Source organism: Streptomyces sp. NPDC001401, assembly GCF_042895385.1.
Taxonomy (GTDB): Bacteria; Actinomycetota; Actinomycetes; order Streptomycetales; family Streptomycetaceae; genus Streptomyces.
Genome location: NZ_JBIAWI010000013.1, coordinates 1 through 22,632 on the forward strand (window position 1 = coordinate 1; position 22,632 = coordinate 22,632).

General features: G+C 66.6%; 19 protein-coding genes and 4 pseudogenes. 4 read left to right on the forward strand and 19 right to left on the reverse strand.

Annotated features, from left to right (window positions below; translation table 11 throughout):
* Window positions 1-832: 832 nt before the first annotated feature.
* A pseudogene (locus tag ACFY10_RS35075) lies at window positions 833-1,573 on the forward strand (ISAs1 family transposase); the annotation flags it as partial.
* A 33-nt stretch (window positions 1,574-1,606) separates the two neighbouring features.
* On the opposite strand, the pseudogene ACFY10_RS35080 reads toward ACFY10_RS35075, so the two are convergent.
* The 3 genes and pseudogenes from ACFY10_RS35080 to ACFY10_RS35090 all read right to left on the reverse strand — a co-directional run.
* Window positions 1,607-1,825 (reverse strand): annotated as a pseudogene (locus ACFY10_RS35080) (Ku protein); the annotation flags it as partial.
* 12 nt (window positions 1,826-1,837) lie between these two features.
* On the reverse strand, window positions 1,838-2,482 hold the full coding sequence (locus ACFY10_RS35085) for a class I SAM-dependent methyltransferase (RefSeq protein ID WP_390669281.1): 645 nt from the start codon (window positions 2,480-2,482) through the stop codon (window positions 1,838-1,840).
* An 85-nt stretch (window positions 2,483-2,567) separates the two neighbouring features.
* The gene (locus ACFY10_RS35090) at window positions 2,568-3,077 is read right to left on the reverse strand and encodes a hypothetical protein (RefSeq protein WP_390669282.1); all 510 of its coding nucleotides are present in this window, start codon (window positions 3,075-3,077) and stop codon (window positions 2,568-2,570) included.
* Between the two features lie 54 nt (window positions 3,078-3,131).
* On the opposite strand from ACFY10_RS35090, the pseudogene ACFY10_RS35095 reads away from it, so the two are divergent.
* Window positions 3,132-3,527: pseudogene (locus ACFY10_RS35095) on the forward strand (PIG-L family deacetylase); the annotation flags it as partial.
* A gap of 401 nt (window positions 3,528-3,928) precedes the next feature.
* Here the strand turns inward: ACFY10_RS35095 and ACFY10_RS35100 are convergent.
* Both ACFY10_RS35100 and ACFY10_RS35105 read right to left on the reverse strand, forming a co-directional pair.
* Window positions 3,929-5,176 (reverse strand): MFS transporter, encoded by a 1,248-nt coding sequence (locus tag ACFY10_RS35100; protein WP_390669283.1) that lies wholly within the window; start codon window positions 5,174-5,176, stop codon window positions 3,929-3,931.
* Between the two features lie 284 nt (window positions 5,177-5,460).
* Entirely contained in the window at window positions 5,461-6,081 is a 621-nt protein-coding gene (locus tag ACFY10_RS35105) for a TetR/AcrR family transcriptional regulator (RefSeq protein WP_390669284.1), read from the reverse strand.
* Window positions 6,082-6,117: 36 nt separating this feature from the next.
* Here ACFY10_RS35105 and ACFY10_RS35110 point away from each other — a divergent pair, with 36 nt between their 5' ends.
* Window positions 6,118-6,915: an alpha/beta fold hydrolase gene (locus ACFY10_RS35110; RefSeq protein ID WP_390669285.1), complete on the forward strand. Its 798-nt coding sequence runs from the start codon at window positions 6,118-6,120 to the stop codon at window positions 6,913-6,915.
* A 97-nt stretch (window positions 6,916-7,012) separates the two neighbouring features.
* A protein-coding gene (locus tag ACFY10_RS35115; RefSeq protein WP_390669286.1) for an IS3 family transposase occupies window positions 7,013-8,175 on the forward strand; the annotation gives its coding sequence in 2 pieces (ribosomal slippage) (window positions 7,013-7,297 and window positions 7,300-8,175; 1,161 coding nt in all).
* A gap of 913 nt (window positions 8,176-9,088) precedes the next feature.
* On the opposite strand, the pseudogene ACFY10_RS35120 reads toward ACFY10_RS35115, so the two are convergent.
* The 14 genes and pseudogenes from ACFY10_RS35120 to ACFY10_RS35185 all read right to left on the reverse strand — a co-directional run.
* A pseudogene (locus ACFY10_RS35120) lies at window positions 9,089-9,280 on the reverse strand (CorA family divalent cation transporter); the annotation flags it as partial.
* Window positions 9,281-9,934: 654 nt separating this feature from the next.
* Window positions 9,935-11,527: an ISL3 family transposase gene (locus ACFY10_RS35125; protein WP_390669527.1), complete on the reverse strand. Its 1,593-nt coding sequence runs from the start codon at window positions 11,525-11,527 to the stop codon at window positions 9,935-9,937.
* A 114-nt stretch (window positions 11,528-11,641) separates the two neighbouring features.
* Window positions 11,642-12,199 (reverse strand): transposase, encoded by a 558-nt coding sequence (locus ACFY10_RS35130; RefSeq protein WP_390669528.1) that lies wholly within the window; start codon window positions 12,197-12,199, stop codon window positions 11,642-11,644.
* A 53-nt stretch (window positions 12,200-12,252) separates the two neighbouring features.
* A complete protein-coding gene (locus tag ACFY10_RS35135) occupies window positions 12,253-12,735 on the reverse strand; it encodes a winged helix-turn-helix domain-containing protein (protein ID WP_390669529.1) in 483 nt (160 codons plus the stop codon).
* 575 nt (window positions 12,736-13,310) lie between these two features.
* A complete protein-coding gene (locus ACFY10_RS35140) occupies window positions 13,311-13,937 on the reverse strand; it encodes a hypothetical protein (RefSeq protein WP_390669287.1) in 627 nt (208 codons plus the stop codon).
* A gap of 189 nt (window positions 13,938-14,126) precedes the next feature.
* The gene (locus tag ACFY10_RS35145; RefSeq protein ID WP_390669288.1) at window positions 14,127-14,765 is read right to left on the reverse strand and encodes an NAD(P)-dependent oxidoreductase; all 639 of its coding nucleotides are present in this window, start codon (window positions 14,763-14,765) and stop codon (window positions 14,127-14,129) included.
* 328 nt (window positions 14,766-15,093) lie between these two features.
* The gene (locus tag ACFY10_RS35150; RefSeq protein ID WP_390669289.1) at window positions 15,094-16,551 is read right to left on the reverse strand and encodes a hypothetical protein; all 1,458 of its coding nucleotides are present in this window, start codon (window positions 16,549-16,551) and stop codon (window positions 15,094-15,096) included.
* A 1-nt stretch (window position 16,552) separates the two neighbouring features.
* On the reverse strand, window positions 16,553-17,338 hold the full coding sequence (locus ACFY10_RS35155; protein ID WP_390669290.1) for an alpha/beta fold hydrolase: 786 nt from the start codon (window positions 17,336-17,338) through the stop codon (window positions 16,553-16,555).
* A 24-nt stretch (window positions 17,339-17,362) separates the two neighbouring features.
* Window positions 17,363-18,145, reverse strand: coding sequence for a class I SAM-dependent methyltransferase (locus ACFY10_RS35160; RefSeq protein ID WP_390669291.1), 783 nt, complete (start codon window positions 18,143-18,145; stop codon window positions 17,363-17,365).
* A 25-nt stretch (window positions 18,146-18,170) separates the two neighbouring features.
* A complete protein-coding gene (locus tag ACFY10_RS35165) occupies window positions 18,171-18,605 on the reverse strand; it encodes an NUDIX domain-containing protein (protein WP_390669292.1) in 435 nt (144 codons plus the stop codon).
* Between the two features lie 18 nt (window positions 18,606-18,623).
* Entirely contained in the window at window positions 18,624-19,853 is a 1,230-nt protein-coding gene (locus ACFY10_RS35170; protein ID WP_390669293.1) for a hypothetical protein, read from the reverse strand.
* A complete protein-coding gene (locus ACFY10_RS35175) occupies window positions 19,843-20,691 on the reverse strand; it encodes a hypothetical protein (protein ID WP_390669294.1) in 849 nt (282 codons plus the stop codon). Before ACFY10_RS35175 ends, ACFY10_RS35170 begins: the two co-directional genes overlap by 11 nt.
* The gene (locus tag ACFY10_RS35180; RefSeq protein WP_390669295.1) at window positions 20,688-21,761 is read right to left on the reverse strand and encodes an Ldh family oxidoreductase; all 1,074 of its coding nucleotides are present in this window, start codon (window positions 21,759-21,761) and stop codon (window positions 20,688-20,690) included. Before ACFY10_RS35180 ends, ACFY10_RS35175 begins: the two co-directional genes overlap by 4 nt.
* Window positions 21,758-22,630, reverse strand: a complete 873-nt coding sequence (locus ACFY10_RS35185; protein WP_390669296.1) for an isocitrate lyase/phosphoenolpyruvate mutase family protein — start codon at window positions 22,628-22,630, stop codon at window positions 21,758-21,760. The genes ACFY10_RS35180 and ACFY10_RS35185 overlap by 4 nt, the downstream gene beginning before the upstream one ends.
* Window positions 22,631-22,632: the final 2 nt, after the last annotated feature.

The window sequence follows — 22,632 nt, forward strand, 5'->3', positions numbered from 1 at the left end:
GGAACGACGCGACGACATCCACGAAGCCTTCCTCGGCCTCGCCACCTGCCTCATCACCTACAGACACGTACGACGCCTTTGTTAGGGCCTCTAAGCGCCGCCTTGAGGGCCGCCTGCGCTGTCATGCGGCCACCTTGCCAGATTGAGATGATCACAACCACGAGCGAGCGATCTCGAGCGGAGAGAGAAGGGACTTAACGCCCTCTCAAAGATGCCCTTGAGCATCAACGCTGGTCCCAGGGCCTCGGCGTAGTCGCACGATGTCCGGTTAGCGGTCGTGCGACGATGTCGAAGCCCTGCCGCATGCGGGCTTGGACCGGCTGCCATTGATGAGTCGCATCGAGACCGGTACAAGTGACGAGTGACAGAACCTCTTGCCCCTCGCCCAGATGGCCGCGTCGCCTCGAAGACGGGGCGGTGGACCCAGCAGTCAGCGGGTGCGACGTTCGCCGCCATCGCAGCATTCCTCATCACGCGCGACGTCACGTTCGGGTTCTTCAGGCAGACGCTGCCCGACTGGGCGTTCACCGCTACGTTCCTCGCGGGACTTGCTGTGTCAGCTGTCGCCTACGGCCTTGCCGTGTTGTGGCTCAGGCGATTGCCGTAGCAGGGCGGCTCACGGCAGGCTTCAAGGTCATTGCTCGGGCATCCGGTCCGTGACAATCCGCCAGCTTGGCGGTCATCCGGGAAGTTGACAGACATGGGCTCCCAAGATCATGGAGTTCTCAACGCCCCGTGATCCGAGTGGAAGACCGTGTCTGCCGACGCATCATCGCCGATCCCACCTGCCCTTGACCAACTCTGCGATCAGTCACTGCTCGACCCCGCAGAAGTGCCGGGCCTGCTGGAGCGACTGGCCGAGGTACCCGACCCGCGTGATCCGCGCGGGGTACGGCACGCCCTGGTAGTCGTGCTCGCGCTCACCGCGTGCGCGGTCCTGGCCGGCGCAAGGTCGCTGCTGGCGGTCGGCGAATGGATCTCCGACGCCCCGCCGCAGGTACTCCAGGCCATCGGCGCATCTACCGATCCGCTGGTCCCCCAACGGATGCTGCCCGCGGAATCGACGGTGCGCCGGCTGCTGGCCCGGATCGACGGCGACGCCCTGGACCGGGCCGTGGGCCGCTGGCTCGCCGACCGCCGCCCTCACACCGTCGGCGGGTTGCGTGCACTGGCGGTCGACGGCAAGAGCCTGCGCGGAGCCGCCAGGGCCACGGGCCGGAAGATCCACCTGCTTGCCGCCCTCGACCACACCACCGGCCTGGTCCTGTCCCAGCTGGACGTACAGGAGAAGACGAACGAGATCACCTGCTTCCAGCCGCTGCTGGAAGGCATCCCCGAACTGTCCGACACCGTCGTCACCAGCGACGCGATGCACACCCAGCGCGAACACGCCACCTACCTCCTGGGCCGCAAAGCTCACTACATCGTGATCGTCAAGGGCAACCAGAAGAAGCTGCGCAGGCAACTGAAGTCCCTGCCCTGGCAACAGATCCCGCTCCAGGGACGCACTCGCAGCACCGGCCACGGACGCTCCGAGATCCGACGGATCAAGGCGTGCACCGTAAACAACCTGCTCTTCCCCGGCGCCCACCAAGCCCTCCAGATCAAGCAGCTTGTACGGCTTCGCCGCGAGCTGCCCATCCGGCGCCAGGTAGTAGCCCTCGCCGACCCGGATCGGGTCGATGCTGTCGAGCGGCACGAAGGCTTCGATCTCGATGGCCTTCGCGGTCGGCAGCGGGAGCTCCCGCAGATCCGCATCACTGATGGCGACGACCTGATCCTTGGCGTACTCGTACCCCTTGCCGATCTCCGACTGCGTGACTTCTCCGAACTACCGTTAGGGCCTACGGCGGGCGAAAAGAAACGCTTGCGAGGCTTTCGTATCCGGGTTGAGCAGCATCTGGGCCTCGACCTCGAATCCGGCGTCACGCAGCCAGGTTGCCACCTTGTCCGGCTGACGGCGGTGGACATGGACCTTCATCGGGTGACCGCCGTAGCCCTCTGTCTTCAACTGCGGCTCGTCTCCGACGTGAAACAGGAGCTGCAGCGATCCGCCTGGACGCAGTGCTCGGTGGAAGTGCCCGAGGGCAGTCGGCACCTCGTCGTCGGGGATGTGGATCAGCGACTGCCAGGCGAGCAGGCCGGCCACCGAGGCGGCCGGGAGGTCCAGGTCCGTCATTGAGCCCACCTCGAAGCGCAGGCCGGGGTGGTCGCGCCGGGCCGTGTCGATCATCCCGGGCGACAGGTCGATGCCGAAGGCGTCGAGACCGAGCTTGTTCAGGTGGGCGGTAACGTGTCCGGGACCGCAGCCGACATCAGCCACCGGCCCGCCGCCAGTGGCCCGCACGCTGTCGGTGAACAACGCCAAAGCTGCGCGAAGGTACTGATGTCCGGCGATGGCATCGCGCACTTGGTCGGCGTAGCTGACTGCGACCGTGTCGTATGAGGTACGGGTGTCGGTCAGCCAGTCGTCCGTGGTCATGAGCGGCACGCTAGTCCATGATCGAGGACTGCGGGTAAGTGATGAAGCATCAGGCGGATGTGAGGCACACCTGGTGCACCTCGGCTCAGGGCTCGCTCACGTCGCTGGTGCGGGCGATGATCTGATCGAGGGTAGGGATGCCCAGGAAAACCGGGGACCGCTGGCGCTCTTGCTGTGCGTCGAGTTGGGTGAGTTGCCTCTCGGCGGCGGCGAAACTGACGGAGAGTCCTTCGACTTCGCCGAGCCAGCCTTCGCGTTGGGCTTCGGCGATGCGGTCGGCGAGGTTGTCGCGGATCTCGACCAGTCGCGGCCTCTCCGCAGGGGAAATGATGAGGACGGGGCATCGAACACAGGCGTCCGCTGCTCCCTTCTTCGCCCCGATCCCGCCCAGCGCGGCCGTCTGGTCGAGATCCGCGACAACCTCATCGACCGCATTGCTGAGGCAGAGCAGCAAGGCTGGCTGGGCGAGATCGAAGGACTCCGCGTCAGCCTGACCGGCGCTGAGTCCAAGATCAGCCAGATTGACACGGCAGCCGGAGGCGGGCCCGTACTCCTCGGCATGCCAGCACAGCGATAGCCTCGCGGTCAGTTCCAATCTGGGGAGACTGCTGTGTTGTTCAGCCATCTGGGCAGGGGCTCAACGACCCTCGTGCTGACGGCGCACCCCGACGACGAGGTGTTCGCTCATGGTGCGGCGATCGCCATGCTGAGCCAGCAGGGAAGCCGAGTCGTCTTGTGTACCGCTTCGGGCGGGGAGGCCGCTGAGAATGACGTCACTTCCAGCGCTGAGACGCGTCGACGCCGTTCCGCTCGGCTGGATGCGGCATGCACCAGGCTCGGCGTAAGCGAGTGGAACTGGCTTGCCGAAGGACGATGGACGGATACCGCCGGGCGGCAGATGCCTGGCTCGCTGACCAGCGCGTCAGTCTCAGACTTGGCCGAGGTCATTGCTGCCCAGATCCACAAGATCATTCCTGACGTCGTGCTCACAGTGGGTCCGGACGGCCTGACTGGCCATCCGGACCACATTCTGATTCACCAGGCGGTGGCCAGCGCGGCAGCATCGTGCGAAGTCCCGGTCTTCGGTTCGTACCTTCTCCCGGCCGACATCGCACAGGGTCGTGATCTCCTGGCCAAGATCCTTCCTGGAGAACGCGTGAGATCAGGACGGATGACGGGCCGCGATGAACCATCGCCAGCCCCACTGGCGGCGCCTGCTTGCGTGGCGAGGCCAGGCGCGCGGCACTGGATGAGTATGCGAACGGACTGGGCACCTTGGCACTCACGGAAGTGGTCCACGTCTTTCCAGGCCGCGGTGACTCGCTCTTGCTCCGTGCGGTTCTGGATGTCATCGGGTGGCAGACCGAGCGTTATGTACGCCTCGTGGCTTGATCTGGGGCCTGACGAAGGTCTCGGCGAGTGTAGAAAGGCGCGTCAGAGCCGAGCTCAGCCAGGCACCGGATCTTCGGAGGCGGGCAGCGGTTCTGCGGTCTTCGGAGCCAGGGCGCGGATGGACGGGGTGGCAACCATGGCGAGGGTGGCGAGAAGGATGAGCGCGGCGGCCGCGTAGAGGGTGGCATGGAGGCCGAGGAGGAATACGGCGGGTCCGGCGGCGAACTGCGCGAGCGGGAGCGCGAGGTAGGAACCGAGGTCGTCGTAGGCGTAGACGCGGGCAAGGCGGTCCTCGGGAATCTGCTCGTTGAGGGTCGAGTACCAGGCGACGCCGGCCTGCTCAACGCCCACGCCCGCCACGAAATTGGCCACGACCAGCAGCCAGGTGTACGGGGCGAGCACGAGCAGCAGCGGGATCGTCGCCGTCAGGCCCATCAGTGCGCAGCCGACCAGGATCGCGCGCCGGGGCCGCCAGCGCAGCGACAGTATGCCGCCAGCGACCGCGCCGAGCGAGCCCGCGGCAAGGGCCATGCCCCAGCCGCTGCGGCCGATCCCAGTGGTGTCGGCGACGGCCGGGCCGAGGACGGTGAACGAGGCGGTGAGGCCGGCGTTGAGGAAGCAGAAGGCCACCACGATCACCCACACCCAGCTGCGGGAGGTGAACTCCCGCCAGCCGACGCGCAGTTCATGCACCACACCGGGGCTGGGCGCGGGCGGTGCGACCTGGACGCGGACCAGCGCGAAGGACGCGGCGGCGAGCGCGAAGCTGAGCGCGTCGACGGCCAGGCCCCAGCCGGGGCCGACCGCGGCGACCAGTACGCCGCCCAGCGAGGCGCCCACGATCGCCGCGCTGCTGCCGGCGATCCGGGAGAGCGCGAGAGCGGCGCGGCGGGAATCTGCCGGCACGGTCTGGGGCAGCAGGGCCTGGGCGGCGGGCTGATAGCAGGAACTTGACGCCCCGTTGACGGCGGCGAGCACCATGAGTAGGGGGATGGCGGCGTTGTGGGTGAGGACCAGGGCAGCGACCACCGCCTGGCTCGCCGCGCTGACCACGCTGCTGCCGACCAACAGCGGGCCGCGCGGCAGCCGGTCCGCCAACACCCCGCCGTACAGCAGGAAGAGGATGCCGGTGAGGGAGTGGGCGCCGACCACCACTCCGAGCGAGCCGACCGAGCCAGTGGCGTCGAGCACGGCGAAGGCGAGGGCGATCGGCGCCACCCCGTTGCCGAGCAGGTTGGCCGTCGTACCGATGAAGAGGTGACGGAACGGGCGGTGGCGCATAGGCGCCAGGGCGGCAGACATGCGCCTGATCGTCAAAGCCGGGCGGCGCGCCCGTCAACGGGTTTACAACCGGACCAGGTGTGCGGCTGCCCACTCATTGGCACCCTGGACGACGCCTACAGCGGCGCGGCAGGCGTGGCCCTGCGGATCGACGGCACCGAGGTCCAGGCCCCGCCGCCCGCGCGCGGACAAGCGGCCTAGTTCAGAGAAGTGGCCAGGCCGAACGAGATGGCTCCAGACCAGATCGTTCGGGGCATGGTAGACCTCCGCAGCTACCCCGAGCATGACCAGCCTGATGTTGCGGGTCAGGACGTTGGTGACGTGAGTTGTTGGCAGATCAGCTGGTGAGCAAGTTGTGCCGTCGCGAGCAGGTCCTCGCGGGCTGTGTCGACGTTGGACCGCACTGACAATCCGTGCCAGACGGATTGGATGAGCCCGGTCAGGACCGCTGCGTTGGTGCCCGCGGCTAGTTCCCCGTCCTGGATCGCTCGTTCGATGCGCACGAGGAGGGCCTGCTCGTTCGAGCTGTGCAGTTCGGCGACGTAGGCGCTGGTATCGAGCGTGCTCGTGCTGTCGGTCATCACGGCGCTGCTGATGAGACATCCGGGATGCCTGTCGCTTGGCTGGGTGAACTCGTGGACCGAGTCGGTGAGGATGCGGTCGATGACCGTCTGGATGTCTTTCTCGGCGACAGCTTGCTGGTAGATCTCGCGGTAACGCTCGGCGTAGGTCCGCACCGTTTCCTCGAACAGTCCGGCCTTGCTGCCGAAGGCGGCGTAGAGGCTAGAGGTGGAAAGCCCGAGGGCCGCGGTCAAGGTGCGGGTCGAGGTGCCGGAGTAGCCGCGTCGCCAGAAGAGGCGAGCGGCGTCAAGGACCGCACGGTCGCGGTCGAAGGCTCGTGGTCGTCCACGGTTGCGTTCGGTCACGCTTGCATTGTAGATCGTTCGCTCCATAATAGATTTATGGAGCGAACGATTCAGAAGAAGCTGTCGGTCGGCGGGGACAGCTGGGTCACGGTCGATGTGTACGGCGAGCCGGATGCCCCGAGCCTCGTCGTCGTCCCGGGCGTGATGAGCGATGCGCATACGTGGCGCCGTGTTGCGGGCGCCATCGACGCCTGGCCCTCAGTAGTAGTCGTAAACCGCCGGGGACGTACTTCCTCAGGGCCGTTGACCAACTCGTACTCACTGCGGACAGAGGTTGAGGACCTCGGCGTGGTCCTTGACGAGTTCGACAGCACGAGGGCACTCTTCGGCTGGAGCTACGGCGGCTTGATCACCTTGCTGACCGCCAACGATCGCCCGATACCCCAGGTGATCGCCTACGAGCCGGTGATGCAGCCATTCGGACGCCATGCACTGCCGGACCTGAAGAGCGCAGCGGAGACGGCGGACTGGGATCGCTGCGTCGAGATCGTCAATCGGCAGATCTCCGGCTTCTCCGCTGCGCACGTCGAGGATCTTCGGGCCGATCAGCACGGTTGGGCGATCTTGCGTCGCCTGAGCGGACCGCTGTACGCCGAACTCGGCGCGCTCAACGCGACGCTACCTCCGGATGTGATGGCGCGACAGGCAGATCAAGTCGACCTGATCATCGGACAGTGCAACCGCGGAACAGCCCCCTACGGAACGTCGTTCGACAACGTACGGCAGCACGTCGCTCACGCCGGAGTCCACGAACTCCCCGGCCAGGGCCACCTGGCCCACATGCAGGCGCCGGCAGAACTTGGCCACCTGCTCAACAACCTCGCCGCCATCTGATGGGTACCCACGCCAACGCACCTCTCTCGGGTCTGCTGCACGATCGGGTGACATCTGAACTGGCTTGCCCTGTAGGGTGGGTGGAAAGGATGTCGCTGTGCCGAAGCCTTATCCGGAAGAGTTCCGCCAGGACGTCGTGCGGGTCGCGAGGAACCGCGGCCCGGGTGTCACGGTCGAGCAGGTGGCCACCGACTTCGGGGTCCATCCCATGACGTTGTGGAAGTGGATGCGCCGGGCGGACATCGACGACGGGACCAAGCCCGGGGTGACCAGCCAAGAGAGCGCGGAACTACGGGAAGCACGCCGGCGGATCAAGCTGCTGGAGCAGGAGAACGAGGTCCTGCGCCGGGCCGCGGCCTATCTGCCGCAGGCGCACCTGCCGGGAAAAGGATCTACCCGCTCGTGAAGGAGCTGGCCGTGGACGGGGTGCCCGTCACGGTGGCGTGCCGGGTGCTCAAGCTCGCCAGACAGCCCTACTATCGCTGGCTGGGCAGGCCGGTTGCCGACGCCGTGCTGGGGGAGGCATATCGCGCGAACGCGTTGTTCGACGCCCACCGCGACGACCCGGAATTCGGCTACCGCTTCCTTGCCGATGAAGCGCGAGGCGCCGGGGCGGGCATGGCCGAGCGCACCGCCTGGCGGATCTGCCGGGACAACCGCTGGTGGAGTGTCCTCGGGAAGAAGCGCGGCCGGGGCAAGAAGGCCGGCCCGCCGGTGCACGACGATCTCGTGAGCCGCAACTTCACCGCGACCGGCCCGAACCGGCTGTGGCTCGCCGACATCACCGAACACGCCACCGGCCAAGGCAAGCTGTACCTCTGCGCGATCAAGGATGTCTTCAGCAACAGGATCGTGGGCTACTCCATCGATGCGCGGATGAAGTCCCGCCTCGCCGTAGCCGCCCTGGACAACGCCGTGGCCCGGCGTGAACACGTTGACGGGTGCATCCTGCACAGCGATTGCGGATCACAGTTCCGGTCCCGGAAGTTCGTCCGAGCCCTCGACCACCACCGGATGGCCGGATCGATAGGGAGAGTCGGGGCTGCCGGCGACAACGCGGCCGTGGAGTCTTTCTTCAGCCTGCTGCAGAAGAACGTCCTCGACCGCCGGACCTGGGCCACCCGTGAAGAACTGCGGATCGCGATCGTGTCCTGGATCGAGAGGACCTACCACCGGCGCCGCAGACAAGCCGCACTCGATCGGCTGACACCCGTCGAATTCGAGACCGTCATGACCACACCGGCCCTCAAGGCCGCGTGACCGAACCTGTCACCCGAACCTGCAGCAGACCCACCTGAAGCCGATACGCCCGCAGTGACCACTCGCCGTGACCTTCGAGTCGCGTCGCCTAGCAATACGCGACATGCCGATCATTCGCCAAAGTCGGGCCAGCACTGTGCCTTTGCTCACAGCCAAGGGGTGAGAAAGCAACAAGATGCGCTGCTGCAACGAGGCACAACCCGAGTCACCAACCGCTCTACAAAGCGACACAGCCAGCGGGGGACACGGTCTCCGCAGAAACAAACCTGCTGCGCGAACTGCACTGGAGCCCGACCGCCCTCGGGATCGTCATGGGCGCCGGCGGAATCGGCGGCATCCTCAAGGGGGTGTTGGCATGGACGAGGTCGGCGAGCCTGGATCCGTTTCACGGCCCCCCATGGCTGGGCAGACTGAGCTGCGCAAATTCAAAGCATCACGTTCGTCAGGGAGGTCGACGAGCGGCCCGCCTCCGGCACCGTCACCGACATTGAGGAGATCAACGCAGGGGTCATCCGTGTCAGTCGGGGAGTGACCGTACCGGCGCAGGGATGCGACACACCCGGGGACCCCACATCGAACGACCGTGTCGGCGGAGGGGTGCGGGCGTCGAGGCGGCGCATAGTGTCACTATCTGTGATGTCTCACAGAGGCGTTCGGGTCGGCAGACCCCGGCGAACAGGGAAGACAGGCGGTTCGTTGCGCCGGGTGGAGGGTGGGAATGCCATGCCATTCTCCCCAGATTCTCCCCAGCGTTGAAAAATACTCAAACTGCCAGGTCAGAGGCTCGGTCGCGGCAGGACGAGGAGATCACCCGCATCACTTCTCCCCAGGGGCTCCCCAGAGCCTGTCACGGCTCTTTCTCCGGAAGGTGCAAGAGCAATCAGTGCACACTGCTGGGGCGGCGTCAGTCGCCCTACAGCCAGCCCCGACTCTTGAAAATAAGGTACAAACTCACGCAAATCACCCCCATCGAGCCGATCGCGAAGGGGTATCCGAGGTCCCAGTGCAGCTCGGGCATGTGGGAGAAGTTCATGCCGTAAATGGTTCCAACGAGTGTCGGAGCAAAGAGAATTGCCGCCCACGACGAGATCCGCTTGAAGTTGTCTGCCGAGCGGTTCCGACCTGCGGCGATGCCGTCGCTACCCTCTCTGACCTGCACGGATGAGCCTTTCAGGGTGTTTCAGAATCGTGCCGCGTTACGCGGCTCATTCTCCCCAGGCGCTCCCCAGAGCGGCTCGTACTCCCCAGATTCTCCCCACGGACAGCCGTCATGCGACTGGCGCTGACTGTGATTTCGGCGGCGCGGCGGAACCGCTTGTCGGTCACATGATGTGATCGTTGGCAGGGTGAGGCATGCCAGTGAGCTACCGGGGAGCTTGTGGACGATGCCCACGACGCGGGCGCACTCGTGGTCAGGTGTCCCGGAATAGGGCAGGCGGCCCTGTGACCTGCCACGCTGGGCGATTGTGACTCGCAGCCAGGCGGTGTCATCCGTACCTCGGCATGACTCTACGATCCACTGCTTGCCCCCTCCACGACGCCGAACGCTGGACCAGCCGTTCTCAGGGGAGCTGGCCGTGAGCCCACAGCTGTTTCGGTTCGAAGAACGATCGGCCCGCCACCCGTAACGGCGTCGGCAAATCGTGAAACGAACTGTCAACGGCCAGTTGTAATCCCCGGTGGCGGCCAGATGTCCCTCGCACTCATGGCCGACTCGACGGGTTCTGATCAACATTTCGGGATCGCCCAGAGTGACGGCTCACGGGGTGAGCAGGATGCGGCGTCGGAGCAGGTCGAAGTTGGCTCGTCCGTAGCCCTGTCGCTTGAGGAATTTGACCCGGTTTACGTGTCCTTCGACGATGCCGCTGGAGTACGGCAGGGTGAGGCCGGCGGTCACGGCGTCGAGGTCCTTGGTGAGGTTGCGGGCGAAGTTGCGCAGGGGCGGCAGGTCGCTGCCCTCGGCGGCCTTGATCCAGCGGGGTAGGTGGTGGCCGTCGAGGTTTTTCATCATCGTGGCGAAGGACGCGATGTGCCGTCGCAGGTCGGCGAGTTCGGGGCAGCGGGCCATGATGTGCTTGAGACGGAGCTGCTGACCGGAGCTGAGGTTGTCGGGGTGGCGGGTGAGCCAGCCGGTGACCTGCCGGACGGTGGGCGCCTCGGATCGCTTCGGCGTCGGCGCTTCGGCCGACCGCAGAGGTTCGAGCCAGCGCCGGACACTGCGGCTGGTGCCGCGATAGCCGCGCTGCTGGATCTCGCGGAAGAGCCGTCCGCTGTCGGTACAGCCTTCCTGCCAGCGCATGTTGAGGTACTCGGCCCAGGGCTGCAGCATCCTGCGGCTCTGCCGGGGTGGCGCGAGCAGTTCCTCCACTGTGGTCGCGTGGGCGTACTTGCGGACCGTCTTGCGGTCCATCCGCAGGGTCTTCGAGATGACGTCGATGGCGACGCCCTTGTCGTACATCTCGTGCACCGCGGCGAAGTGACGCCGGGTGTTCGCCGCCCGCTTTCGCTCGATTGCCGGGGGCACGACGGAGGGTTCCACAACCGCGCCCTGGGCCTCGTCTTCCGGTGGCGTGAGGCAGTGTCGGTGGGCGAGAGCGCACTTCTCGACCATCTTGCACAGGTTGAGCCAGAGATGAAACCTGTCCGCGATCTGGACCGCGTCCGGCGCGGCCGTGCGGACCGCCTCCGCATACGCGCTGGCCCTGTCTCTACACACGATCTCTGCTCCGGGGTGCTCAAGGAGCCAGGCTATGAAGGTCTCGGCGGTGCGGTCCGGCAGCACGTCCACCGGGCGGCCGTTCTCGATGTCGATCAGCACGGTCCCGTAGACGTGACCGCGCTTGAGGGCGAAGTCGTCGACACCCAGCACCCTCGGGCTCCGATCCGGTGGCTCCGCCGGCAGGGTCCGGACACGGCTGAGCAGGGTGTTCGGGCTGACCCGGCAGTGCAGCATGGCCGCGAGGCGGGCCCCGGCCCGCCCGGCCAGGAACCGGCCGATCACCGCCAGCATCGCCTGCTGGAGCTGGCTGCGGCGCCCGTATCGGAAGGTCAGTCCCTCGACCTGCTCGGCGAAGGTCCGGCGCGGACACGACGACGCCTCGCACCGAAACCGGCGAACCGTCAGACAGATCGTCACCGGACGCCCTCCGATGGCGACATCGGCAAGCCTCCGCCGGTAACGGTCATGCACACGACGCGAGTTGGCCGCACAAGTCGGGCACGGCGCGGTCTCCGCGACCGTCGTAGCGGTGATCGTCAGTGTCGTGCCGACGAGTTGGAGGTCAGTCACGGCCACGGACGCCAGGTGCGGCAGCAGCAGGTCAAGTATCTGATCACATAACACGCGCCCCATGATCAATCTGATGCATGGTCACTCTGGGCGATCCCGAAATGTTGATCAGAACCGTATCCACAGGCCGCCGTCAAACGACCCGAGAGCATCCCCGAACGAAACCTGCTCGAACGGTTACTGACTTCCTCGGGTTGTTGTCGGTTGCTGAGTGAGGGGCAGTCTGGTGCCGGTGAGGCAGCCGTCGATGAGGTCGGGGCGGAGCTGGATATGGCGTAAGCCCCGACGGATGGTGCGTTCGAGGTGCTCGTCGTCGGTAAAGGCGGTGTTGGTCAGTGGGCCACGGCGTAACAGCGACCAGACGCCCTCGACCGGGTTCAAGTCCGGTGCATAGGAGGGCAGTTGGACGATGGTGAGCCAGTCGTGTGGGGCCGCGTACTCACGCATCCCGGCGGCCCGGTGGGTGTTGAGATTGTCCCAGATCAAGACGATGGGAGCCTGGAGTTGAATGTGGGCGCGGACGACCAGGTCGCGGTAGTCGCTCCAGGCGAAGGTGTCGCGTCCTTTGCCTCGGTGCTTGCGGTGGCGGCGCGGCCGGTAGATCAGCCGGGAAGTCTCGCCCGGCCGGTAGCAGCACATGGCGGCGATCGACCAGCGGCGCCAGGAGCGGCCCCGCACCCGAACCACGGGTGTCTGCCCGCGTCGGCCCCAGGCGCGGGCGCGCGGCGGGGTCATCGAGAAACCGGCCTCGTCCTCGAACACGATGTAGGCCCCCAGCGCCGCCGCGGTCATTCCACCTGCGGCCACACGTCCTTCTTCCATAAACCCACTGCCTGCTCGTCGCGTTCCAGCGCGCGGCGGGCCGGAGACTGCCAGGACCAGCCGTGCCGGTGCAGCAGCCGCCAGACGGCCGCCGAGGAGCAGTCGATGCCGAACTTCCAGGCGATCAGCGCTCTGACCCGTGCCAGAGTCCACCGCTGGTCCTCCCAGCCGTGCCCGGCAGGCCCGAGGGCCAACTCCTTCTCCAGCTCGGCGAACTGGCCGTCGGACACCTTGGGACGTTTCGCCGGCCCCGTGGAGGCGAGGGCGTCCATCCCGCCCTCCTGCCAGGCATGACGCCAGCGCTCCACCGACCGCTCACTCACCCGCAGATCCTTCGCGATAACCGCGGTCCTCTCACCGTGCGCGAACCGCTCACCGGCCTGGTACCGGATCCGCTCGCGAAAGCGCCGCCGCTCGGCGGTCAGCCCGCCGCCCTGCGCGTACCGAATGCCACCGGCCTACCGCAGGGATCAGCATCCGACAACAGTCCGAAGAGATCAGTAGACCGACTGAGCATCAGCATGGTGGGGGCAGGTGCTGACGATGCAGCCAGGGGTGGGGCGCCGACGGGGACTGACCGGCCGTGCCCCCGCTCGCCGCAGCGCCCCGCGCAGCACGACGATGTGACCGTGATCGGTTGCCCGGCGCTGGAGAAGTTCGGCGGCGAGGCGGCAACCGGCGCCGGCCTGGCTTTCCCCCGCAGCACGAAGGTGTCCTTCACGTATGCCGGGGGCAGCGGCCTACTGGTGGGCTCGCGTATTCAATTATCGGCAGTTCCCGGCCTTCGTGGGCCGGTTGGTGACCTTGTGTGATCTCTGGTGGCGTGCCGACTCCACGTTCCTCCGGTCCGAGTGGCCAGCTTCGTGGCGGTGACAATGCCCGGGGTGTGGATCAGTTAATGGCAGATGCGCGTTTGACATTGCGGCAGGCGCGGGCGGCCTCCAGAGGGTCGCCGTCCCGCATGTGCCGTGCCACCGGCCGCTGGGCGTCGGCCTGCCAGCTCGTGCCGCGGACCTGAACAGGCTCAGCGCGGGGGTGCGCCTGTGAACTCACCCTCCAGCTCCGGGCCCCGGCCTCGCAGCCGGTCCTCCGTCACGTCCCGCAGCAGTGCCAGCACCTGCCGTTCCTCGGCCGTGCGCCGGACGGTGTCATCGGCCGCACGGGAGATCTCCGCCAGGTCGCTCTCGCCGAGCGAGGCCACCGGGCGCAGCACCCGGGCCAGTGGGTGGTGGAAGTCGTGGACGACCAGGCTGTAGGTCCTGTCCGGGGTCAGGTACCGGATCACAAACCCCGCGGCAGGAGCAGTACCCGCGGCTGCCGCGATCTCCTGACGCCGACGGTGCACGTAGTCCCACACCGTCGAATAGGCGATCTCAGCCCCGAACTCCTGCTGAAGCCGGGTCAGAATCCGTTTCACCGTGTGCCGCTGCTTCGGCGGAGCCTCCAGGGCGTCGAGCAACCACCGGTCGATCGTCTTCTTGAACGGATCCAGCCTGGGTGAATGCCGCCGCGGAGCCGGCACCGGCGAGGACAGTGCCTCACGCACCAAGCGCCGGTGCACCCGGTACTTCCGCGCGAGCGCACGGACCGACAACCCTTCCCGCCAGGAGTCCCGACGGATCTGCAGGAACAGCTCTTCTTTCGAGGACACCACCCGGCATCGCCCCCTCGCGGAGACCTGCACCGAGCGTCCCAGCCCACCGCATACGGTGGGGCCAGCTCAAGCCGGAACAACCCCTGAACGCTCCCGTACGCCCCGCGACTGGAGCCAGCTCAGGCCGGAGAAGTGGGGCCGCCACAAGCCGTTAATGCCAAGCCGGCTCTGAGCCTGTCCCGGGCATCAAGGAACTTGGTCGTTCGGTCCCGTCAATGCTCCCATCTCGGAGATCAAGTTGTGGCAGGCATCGGTCCAAAGCCTTCGTGCGACGCCACGTGTCTTGCCCGCCACGTGAGGTGTGAGCAGGAGGTTGGATGTCACTCGCAAACGTGAATCGGCGGGAAGTGGCTCCTGCTCGAAAACATCGAGCGCGGCTGCCCGCAGGTTCCCGCTTTCCAGGTGATTGCACAGGGCTTCCTCGTCGACCAGGCAGCCCTGCGCCGTGTTTATGAGAAAGGCCCCGTGTCGCATCCTGGCCAGTTGCTCCTCCCCCAAGCGCCACGTGCCCTCCCGATCCCGGAGATGTAAGGAGAGCACGGTGGACTGCGCGAGCAGCTCGTCAAGTGTGACGTGGTCTCCGTAGCGGCCGTCGGTCTCCGCACAGCAGTTCTCCGGGAGACGCCTGGCGGTGTGGAGCAGCCGCGGGCGGTGAGGTGTCAGGAGGTTAGCCACTGCCTTGCCGATGCGTCCCAGGCCGATGAGGCCCACGGTCTCGTCACCGAGGCTGCCGCTGGCGTGGTTGACGAGCTCGATCGAGTCGGCACCTCCGTCACGCAGCGCCTGTTCCGCTCCTGCCACCTGGCGGATCAACATGAGCATCATGAGCACAGTGAACTCCGCCGTTTCGGTAGTTGAGCGGCCCGGCGTTCCGCCTCGCAGTGCAACGTCCCTCCGCTGGAGGGTGGCATACTCCGACGCGTAACTGGACGGCGTTCTGGTAACTCGCACCCATGCCTGGAGCTGCACGAGACTGCGCAGAATCTCAGGATCCGCCTCGGGTCCGTCAATAATGACCCCTCTCGCTGGACGCCTGACGTTCCGTGGCGCTGATGCCAGGTCGGGCCAGAAAGACACCTCTACCGGGTACGGCCGCAATGTTTCTGTGACCACCTCGTGAGCGGTTGCGCTCGGGGCCCCGATCACAAGTACATCAGACACGCGCGGACCCCCAGGACATCGGCTTGGCCTCCGGTGACGGTGCCGGGGTGCCTATCGGGAATGAGGTCATGGGTGCCAAGCCCCGTCGGCGGCGGGACATGCATTCGTGTGCGGCCGTCAGCAGCCGGATGGACAGTTCGTGGGTCTCCAGGGCCGCCGCGGCCCGACCGGCTCCGGTGATCCACCGCTGGAAGGTCTTGCGACGGCTGCGCTCGGTGAGTGAGTCGGTGCCCCCGCCCTGGGCGCTTGGATGCGGCGTCAGGACGTGCTCGGAGTATGGCTCCCCTCCGATCAATCTGCTGTTGCGGAGGACGCGTATGACGAATCGCGCCGGGGCGAGCCCCTGCGGATCGGCGTCGCGGGGCAGAGGACGGTAGTCCTCTATGTGCATGGTGAGGAGATGACCCATATGGACGGTAATCCTCTCCTGGGAGTGGCGGCCGTTGTCCTTGTACGTGTCCTCAGACAGGTTGCGCCAGGCTCGCGTACTCAGCGCCGTCTCCATCACCTGGATGCTGCCCATCGTGATCACGCGTTCGTCCCGTCTGGCTGAGAACGAGATGTTGACGTCGGTTTCCCCACACGACTGGGCGAAATACCGGCCCGCCTGGCTGAAGGGCGCCTGCATCTCCCGGCCAAGGCCGAAACGGTCGTACACGGCTTGTGGAATCTGCTCCAGGAAGTCGTCGGGCGTGGCGTGTTGGGTCAGCACCTCCATGCGGTCGGCCCAGTCGTCTTGCAGGGCCTCCTTGTTGACCGACAGCAGCCATGCGGCTAGGTCGACCACGTGGTACCCACCGTGCAGCAGTGCGCCGAAGCCGTACTTGTACGGATGGTTCTCACGGCTGCGGAACTCGTCCGGAAAGTTCCAATAGCCGTTCGCGTGGTAGGTGTTCAGGAAGGTGATGGGCACACCGAATTCTGCGGCCACGTCGTGCAGGATGCGGCGGGCCATGAGATAGCCATCGTGGGCGCGACGCGTCACCATGATGGTGGCGGAGGCGGTCGAGTGGGCAAAGAGATCCCGGATCGACTGGAAATCGTCTGTGAGTTTACGGGCAGCCTCGGGCGAGAAATCCATCGCGAGAGCGGACAGCGGCTTGTCGACGAGTACATCAACATCTTCTAGGGCTCCCCACGTCAGGTAGGGAAGATGGTTGCGGGGATCAGTCGAGACGATCAGCCCGTCGCACCCCTGCTCGGCTTTCAGCCTGCTCAGCCGCGTCAGCGCCTCGGCTTGGGCGAGTGGATCCACGGAACGCAGCCCTAGGAAATGAGCGGGAGCGAGTCCGGCCTCTCGCAGCGCTTTCTCTACATGCGGCCGTCGGTCTTCGATGTCCACCACGCCGACGAGTTGGGCCTCGTGCCGCCGCACGACGTCTCCCAGCAGGGGCAGGTAATGGTGACGCGCGTGGAAACCCAGTCCGACCAGGACTATCTTTTTCGGCATTTCAGGCTACTACCTTCCTGGACGAGACGGCCTGGTGCACGCATTCCGCGAACGCCTGTGGAGCGTCGTTCATCATCATGTGGCCGGCGCCGCGCACGGTCAGGACAGTGATCTCCGAAGCGTATGTACCGTCCGACGCCGGATCGGGACGGCTTCGTTCACCGATGAGGCAGGCTCGTGGCACCGGCATGTCCTCGAAAGCCTTGCGCAGGCCCGGTTCGGCACCGAGGACCAGACCGACGGAGGATCGGTGGACGGCGAGGGGTGACGCCGCTTCGAAGGCTGGCAACGCGTCCAGGTCCGCTTGATCGCGGCTGTTTCGGAGGCGAGCCAGTACCAGAGGATGTCCGCGGCGCACGTAGTCGTTCTCCGAGAGCGTGGCGATCCATCCGCTCAGTCTGCCCGCTCCAATGAGGGCCGGTTCGGCGAGAACGAGGCGCGAGATGAGATCCGGGCGTGCCCGTCCCAACGCCACCGCGACGGCACCTCCCATGCTGTGTCCTACGACCTCGCATTGGGTCAATTCCAGCGCGTCCAGAAGCTGCCCTACCACCCCGGCATGGCTCTCGATCGTGTAGTCGAACGTCTCGGGCCGGTCACTGAAGCCGAATCCGAGGAGATCAACGAGCAGGCTCCGTCGGCCGACGAGCAGTGGATGGGCCGCGGTGGGACAGAACTCGGCTGCGGTGGATCCCAGTCCATGCAGGTAGACCCGTGCGGGCGTCGAGCCGGGCAGGTCGATCCAGCGGATCCGTGCCCGGGGTTCTGGCAGCAGTAGTTGACGCACGGCTTGCTCTCCTTGGGCCAGAGATCAGTGGGTTCGCATTCCGGAGCAGACGAACAGCCCTCCGCGGCAGCTGATGGTGAAGTCGCCGTCACGCGTGATCACCTCGCGCACCAACTGTTCCAGCGCCGCGATCAGGCGTCGGGCCGTCTGCTCCGTCTGTCCCGGGAACGGCAGATACGAGGAGAAGTAGGCCAGCACTGGCGCAGGATCGGTGACGGCGATGATGGAGTCCAAATGGATGAGGTGGACGTCGTCGAAGTACTGAGGCAGCAGTGTCTGGGCGTCTTCGAGGGTGAACCGGGTGCTGAAGGACAGGCTGTCTGCGGGCACGAAAAGGTTCGCGACCTGGTGCGCTGCCTTCCACAGGGCCTGGATCTCGGCCTTGTCCGAGGCGGCGTTGGTGGCGACGATCACCTTGCCCCCGGGACGGAGGATTCTACGGAACTCCTCGATGCCGGCAGCCGGGTTGGGCAGGTGGTAGAGCATGTGCAGAGCCAGCACCGCGTCGGCCGACTCCGCCTGCAGCGGCAGGCGGCGCGCGTCGGCCACGGCCACCGGCGGTGTGACGTCCCTGAGCATGCCGGGGGAGAGATCGATCCCCAGAATGGTCCTGTCCGGCCGTGCGGCCCGCAGCCTTTCGAGGTACTTTCCGTTGCCACAGCCCACGTCCACGATCAGACCGGAACGATCGTAGACCGCGTCCAGGACCAGGCTGGGCAGGTCGTACCGTGGACGCTGCCATTGGTAGAGTGCCTGTCGCGCGGCGAAGCGCCGCGGGTCTGCGTAGGCCGCGGACGTGAGGATCAAGGGGTCCGTGAGCCCTGGGCGTGCCTCACCGGGACGCGACATAACGGCTGAGCACCTCCGGCAGACCCGGCGGGTAGACGGGCAGATGGCAGGTCCGCAGTTGGTCCGTGGTGAACCAGCGCAGCGGGTGAACATCGCCGTTGGACTCCCGCATGTGGGAACCGATCCGAGAGTCCGGCGGAAGCGGGGCAGCGAAAATGTGCACGGTTTCCCGGCACCTCTCACCGCGGAAGGTGAATTCGTCCATCTGGACGCCCAGGGAGTCCCAGGCAGGAACGTGGCAGCCCAGCTCCTCCTGTGCCTCCCGGGTGGCGGCGTCACCGGGTTTCTCCCCGGACTCGATCATCCCTCCTGGAGGGATGAAGAACGTCGTCTCGGGTGGCTCCCCGTCGTGCCGGACGGTGAACAGGAACGCGTCCGCGCGGCGGATGCAGCACACTGCCTTCTGGCGAATCTTCACTGGATGCGGGTCCTTTGGTCACGGTGCTCGTACGTCTAGTGTCGATCCGTCCGACCGCAGCATCACTTCTTCCATGCCGTCGGGCCACTGATCGTGTGCGACCTGTGCGAGGAAGGGGACTGTCCGCCGAGCCATGAACGCATGCGCCAGATGGTTACGGAATCCGGGCCCTGTGCCCGGGTTGCCGGGGTCCTCCAGCACAACGGCGGCCGGCCGGTTAGAGCGCTGTGTCCCGGACTTCCACAACCAGGCGAGCGCGAAAGCGTCGAGTGTACGCCGGGCACACCGGCGCACGAGGAGGACCTGGCCGTGTACGTCGGAGAGGACCTCGCGGGCGGCATCCGGACCCCGCGGGATCTGGCGCAGGTCAAGCACACGCCCAGTAACCTCGCCCACCGAGTGGAACGCCCCAGCCATGCTGCCTGCGAGCTCTCGCGCCTGGACGACGAACAATTCGCCGTCGAGACCGACACCGAACTCCACCTCAACGACGCCCGTGGTGCCGCACCTGTACTTCCAGATCTCGCGGCACGCCCTCAGCAGCTTCCCGTAGGGGACCAGTCCGGGCACGTCTCGGTGGTCACCTACCAGATGCGGATCGAGCACGCGCTGGATCCGGCGGGGCGGCCGCTTCACGTCGACCTCGACGGTCAGCTTGTCGGCCTCGACGTAGGCTGCGCCGATGCACGAGAAGGGCACTGCCTCCATGAACACGATGCCCGCTTCTCGGTTCCTCCAGGAGTGGCCGTCGTCGCTGTCCCAGGTGGTGTACGCCTTGTAGAGCGCTGCGATCAGCTCCGGTACGGCGGGCGTGTATGGGAACGCGCTCGCTTGATCGGCGTCCAGCAGGGCCGTGGCGTTGATGCCGTAACCGGTTCCGGTGTCCCCGGCGGAGCGTACGAGACTCGTACGCAGCATGGCTGGCCTCTCGAGTCGGGCCAGACAGGCGCTGATCGGTGCGCGGGCGAACGCGGGGAACGCCAGCAGCCGTGCGAGCACGTCGGGCGGGATTCCGTGCGGCTGGGGCAGCGGCTCGTAGTCGAGTCGGGTGGTCCACTCCTCCCGTCGGTAGAAGTGGCGCAGAACAGAAGCGGGCAGGACGCAGAACCGCGGGACGCGGAAGCCAGCGCACTGCGACAGCTCGTAAAGGTCCAGCAGTTGTGCGGCTTTCTCCCCCACCAGTGCTGGGTCCGCTCGGCCGGTGGTGTCGCAGTCGACGATCAGGTGGGTACCGAGGTCAGCCAGCACTGGGCACCCCCACGTCCGGTGACGCCAGCAGCGCTTCCACATCGACATGATGCTTCAGACGTGCCGCCCAACCCTCTATGGCAGTGTCGGTGTACAACTCGTCGTATCCGAGTCCGTCGTCGGCCGGTACGGTACCGAGGCAGCGCATGCCCGAGGCGCGGGTCACCATTTCCGTGGTGCGCCGTACGACGGCTGAGTCGCCAGTATTGGCCACGACGTATCCACGGATCATGCCCCGGACGTCCGGGGGCAGACACAACGAGGTGCCGATCAGGGCCGCGGCTGCCCCGCCTCCCGAGAATTCACTCACGAGCACGATGGCGGGCCGTATCCGGCGGACGATGCCGATATTCGGTAGGTCGTCCTCCGGTGGCAGGGCGACCGCGCTGCCAGCTCCCTCGACGACCACATGACGATGGGCCGCCGTCAGGTGGTCCAACGCGGTGTGAGCGGCATCGATGACGTGGTCACGGGCCCCTAGTGGCAGGGACCCCAGATCGACGGCGTCCTTGCACGGAATGGCGACCTCTCCGAGCCGTTCACCGTGCACATACAAATCACCCCGCCGCAAGCCGTTGTGCCGTACGACCACCGGGCTTTGTCGTGGGTCGGCGGCGACGCGGGCCGCCAGGAGGTGGTATGGCAGCCCCGAGCCGAGGAGCGACGAGTGCTCAAGGTCGCGGTCGCGCAGGACTGTCATGGCCTTGTATGGCACGGCGTCGACGCCTTGGTTGGAGAGGTGGCGGAGCAAGGCGACGGACAGCAGGGTTTTAGAGGAGAACGCCCCGGTCCCGAGGACCATGGTGACGAAGGCGCCGGAGTCGGCAGGGCCGCTCATGGACGCGTCTCCTGCCACTGAGAGGTCTCCGTCCCCAGCAGTCGGGCGACGGCCGGGCTTACGTTGAGCCCTTCCCGGCGCGCTGCCGCACTGCGCCTCCTGGCTCTTTTGCCTGGAAGGACGAAACTCCCGGCATCGGGGCAGGCCAGGACCTCTCGCAACGCCTCGCTTCGTGCCTGGAAAACGCTCATGTCGGTGGTCGCCCCCAAGTTGATCACGAGGAAGAAGTCGGCCTTATCGGGTGGTGTGTCGGGCTTGCGGGTCCCCGCCACCTGGTGCGGGGCTGGGCCGTCGACGACCGGGCCGGCGAGCATTCCTGCTAGCAGGGAGAGCAGTACGCCCTTATGGTCGCCACGCAACGGCAGCAGCCCGCCCTCGAGCGCGGCCCGCGCGTCGCGCGTGGGGCGACCGTGGCCATCGACGGCTGTGCCGGGGGGCAGCGGGTCGCCCGTCTCCGCGCGGCGCAGCAGTTCACTACGTGTTGTCGCAGCAGTGGAGAAGTCGGCCACGACAGGGCCTTGCCCGGTCGGCCAGGCGTAAGCGATGGGATTGGTGCCGAAGATGGGGCGTGTTCCTTGTCCTGCCACAACCCCGGGCTCGGACGCACTGACGACCAGTCCGAAACAGTCGTCACCAGCACACTGCTCGGCCCACGGGCCGAGGGCGCCCTGGTGGCCTGCCGCTCGTAGACCCACGACTCCGACACCACACGAGCGCGCCATGCTGCGACCCAGCGCGACAGCCTCCGCCGCGGCGGGCGGCCCAAGGCCGTGGTCGCCGTCGAGCACGGCCAGTGCCGATGACCGCCGCACGACAGTACGCCGGGGAGCCGGGTTGAGCGTGCCGCGGTGCAACATGGCGACGAGTTGGGGCAGCCGCTCGAGCCCATGAGCGGGATAGCCCCGAACACTGCCTTCCACCAGGTGCCGCGCGGTGATCTCCGCGTCGCTCCGCGGGACGGCGTAGGAGACCAGGACACGCACCGAGGCCCGTCTCGCCTCATCGATGTCGACACGGACGGTTCGTGCGCCGAGTCCTTCCCACCACCTGTCGTCGTGTGTCGCCGTCACCCCGACTCCGCGGGGAGCGGTATGCCTGCGCCATCCGATGCGAGGCCCTGCACGTAGTCGAGCAGCGTCTCCAGCGGTGCCATGTCCGTGTCGCAGTCGGTCATGCGATCAGCCACGGCGAGTTGCGACAGATAGGTGCGGATCGCCTGAACGGAGACACGCATGAGCTGGTTGGCGCAGATCGCGCCCCCTATGCCGTGGTCGCCCGCGTCACGGAACGACAGCGCGGGATACGTCGTCGGGATGACGATCAGCGGAATGCGCCGCGCCCACTCCTTGGCGAACGACAGCACTTCCTGGCCGTCCTTGGACTTAGAGTGGACGACAATGGCGTCCGCGCCGGCCTGCTGGTACAGCCGCGCCCTGCGCAGCACGTCGTTCTGGGATTCGCCCGCGATGAAGCCCTCCGTCCTCGCCACGATCAGGAAGTCACGGCCGCGGCGAGCGCTCACTGCCGCGCTCAGTTTTTCGGCAAACCTCTCCGGAGCTTCCAGGGGATACGTCGGACCGTCGGCGAAGCTGTTCCGGCGAGGGAATGCCTTGTCCTCCAAACAGACCCCATCGATGTGCCGGTCCTCTAGCAGACGCACCACGTGACGGACAGCCGTGAGGTCACCGAAGCCGGTGTTGCCGTCGACCAGGATCGGAAGCCGTGTCCCACGCCTTATGTCCTCGGCGCGCCGTACAAGCGACTCGTAGGTGACGACTTCTCCATCGGGTAGAGCCTTGGACGCCGAGATACACAGGCCGCTCGCCCAGAGAGCGGCTGCACCCGACCGTTCGGCCAGGTAACCCGACAACCCGTCGTACACGCCTATGAAGCGAACTGGTTCACCACCCGCGCAGAGGCGATGGCGTAGCGATGTCATAC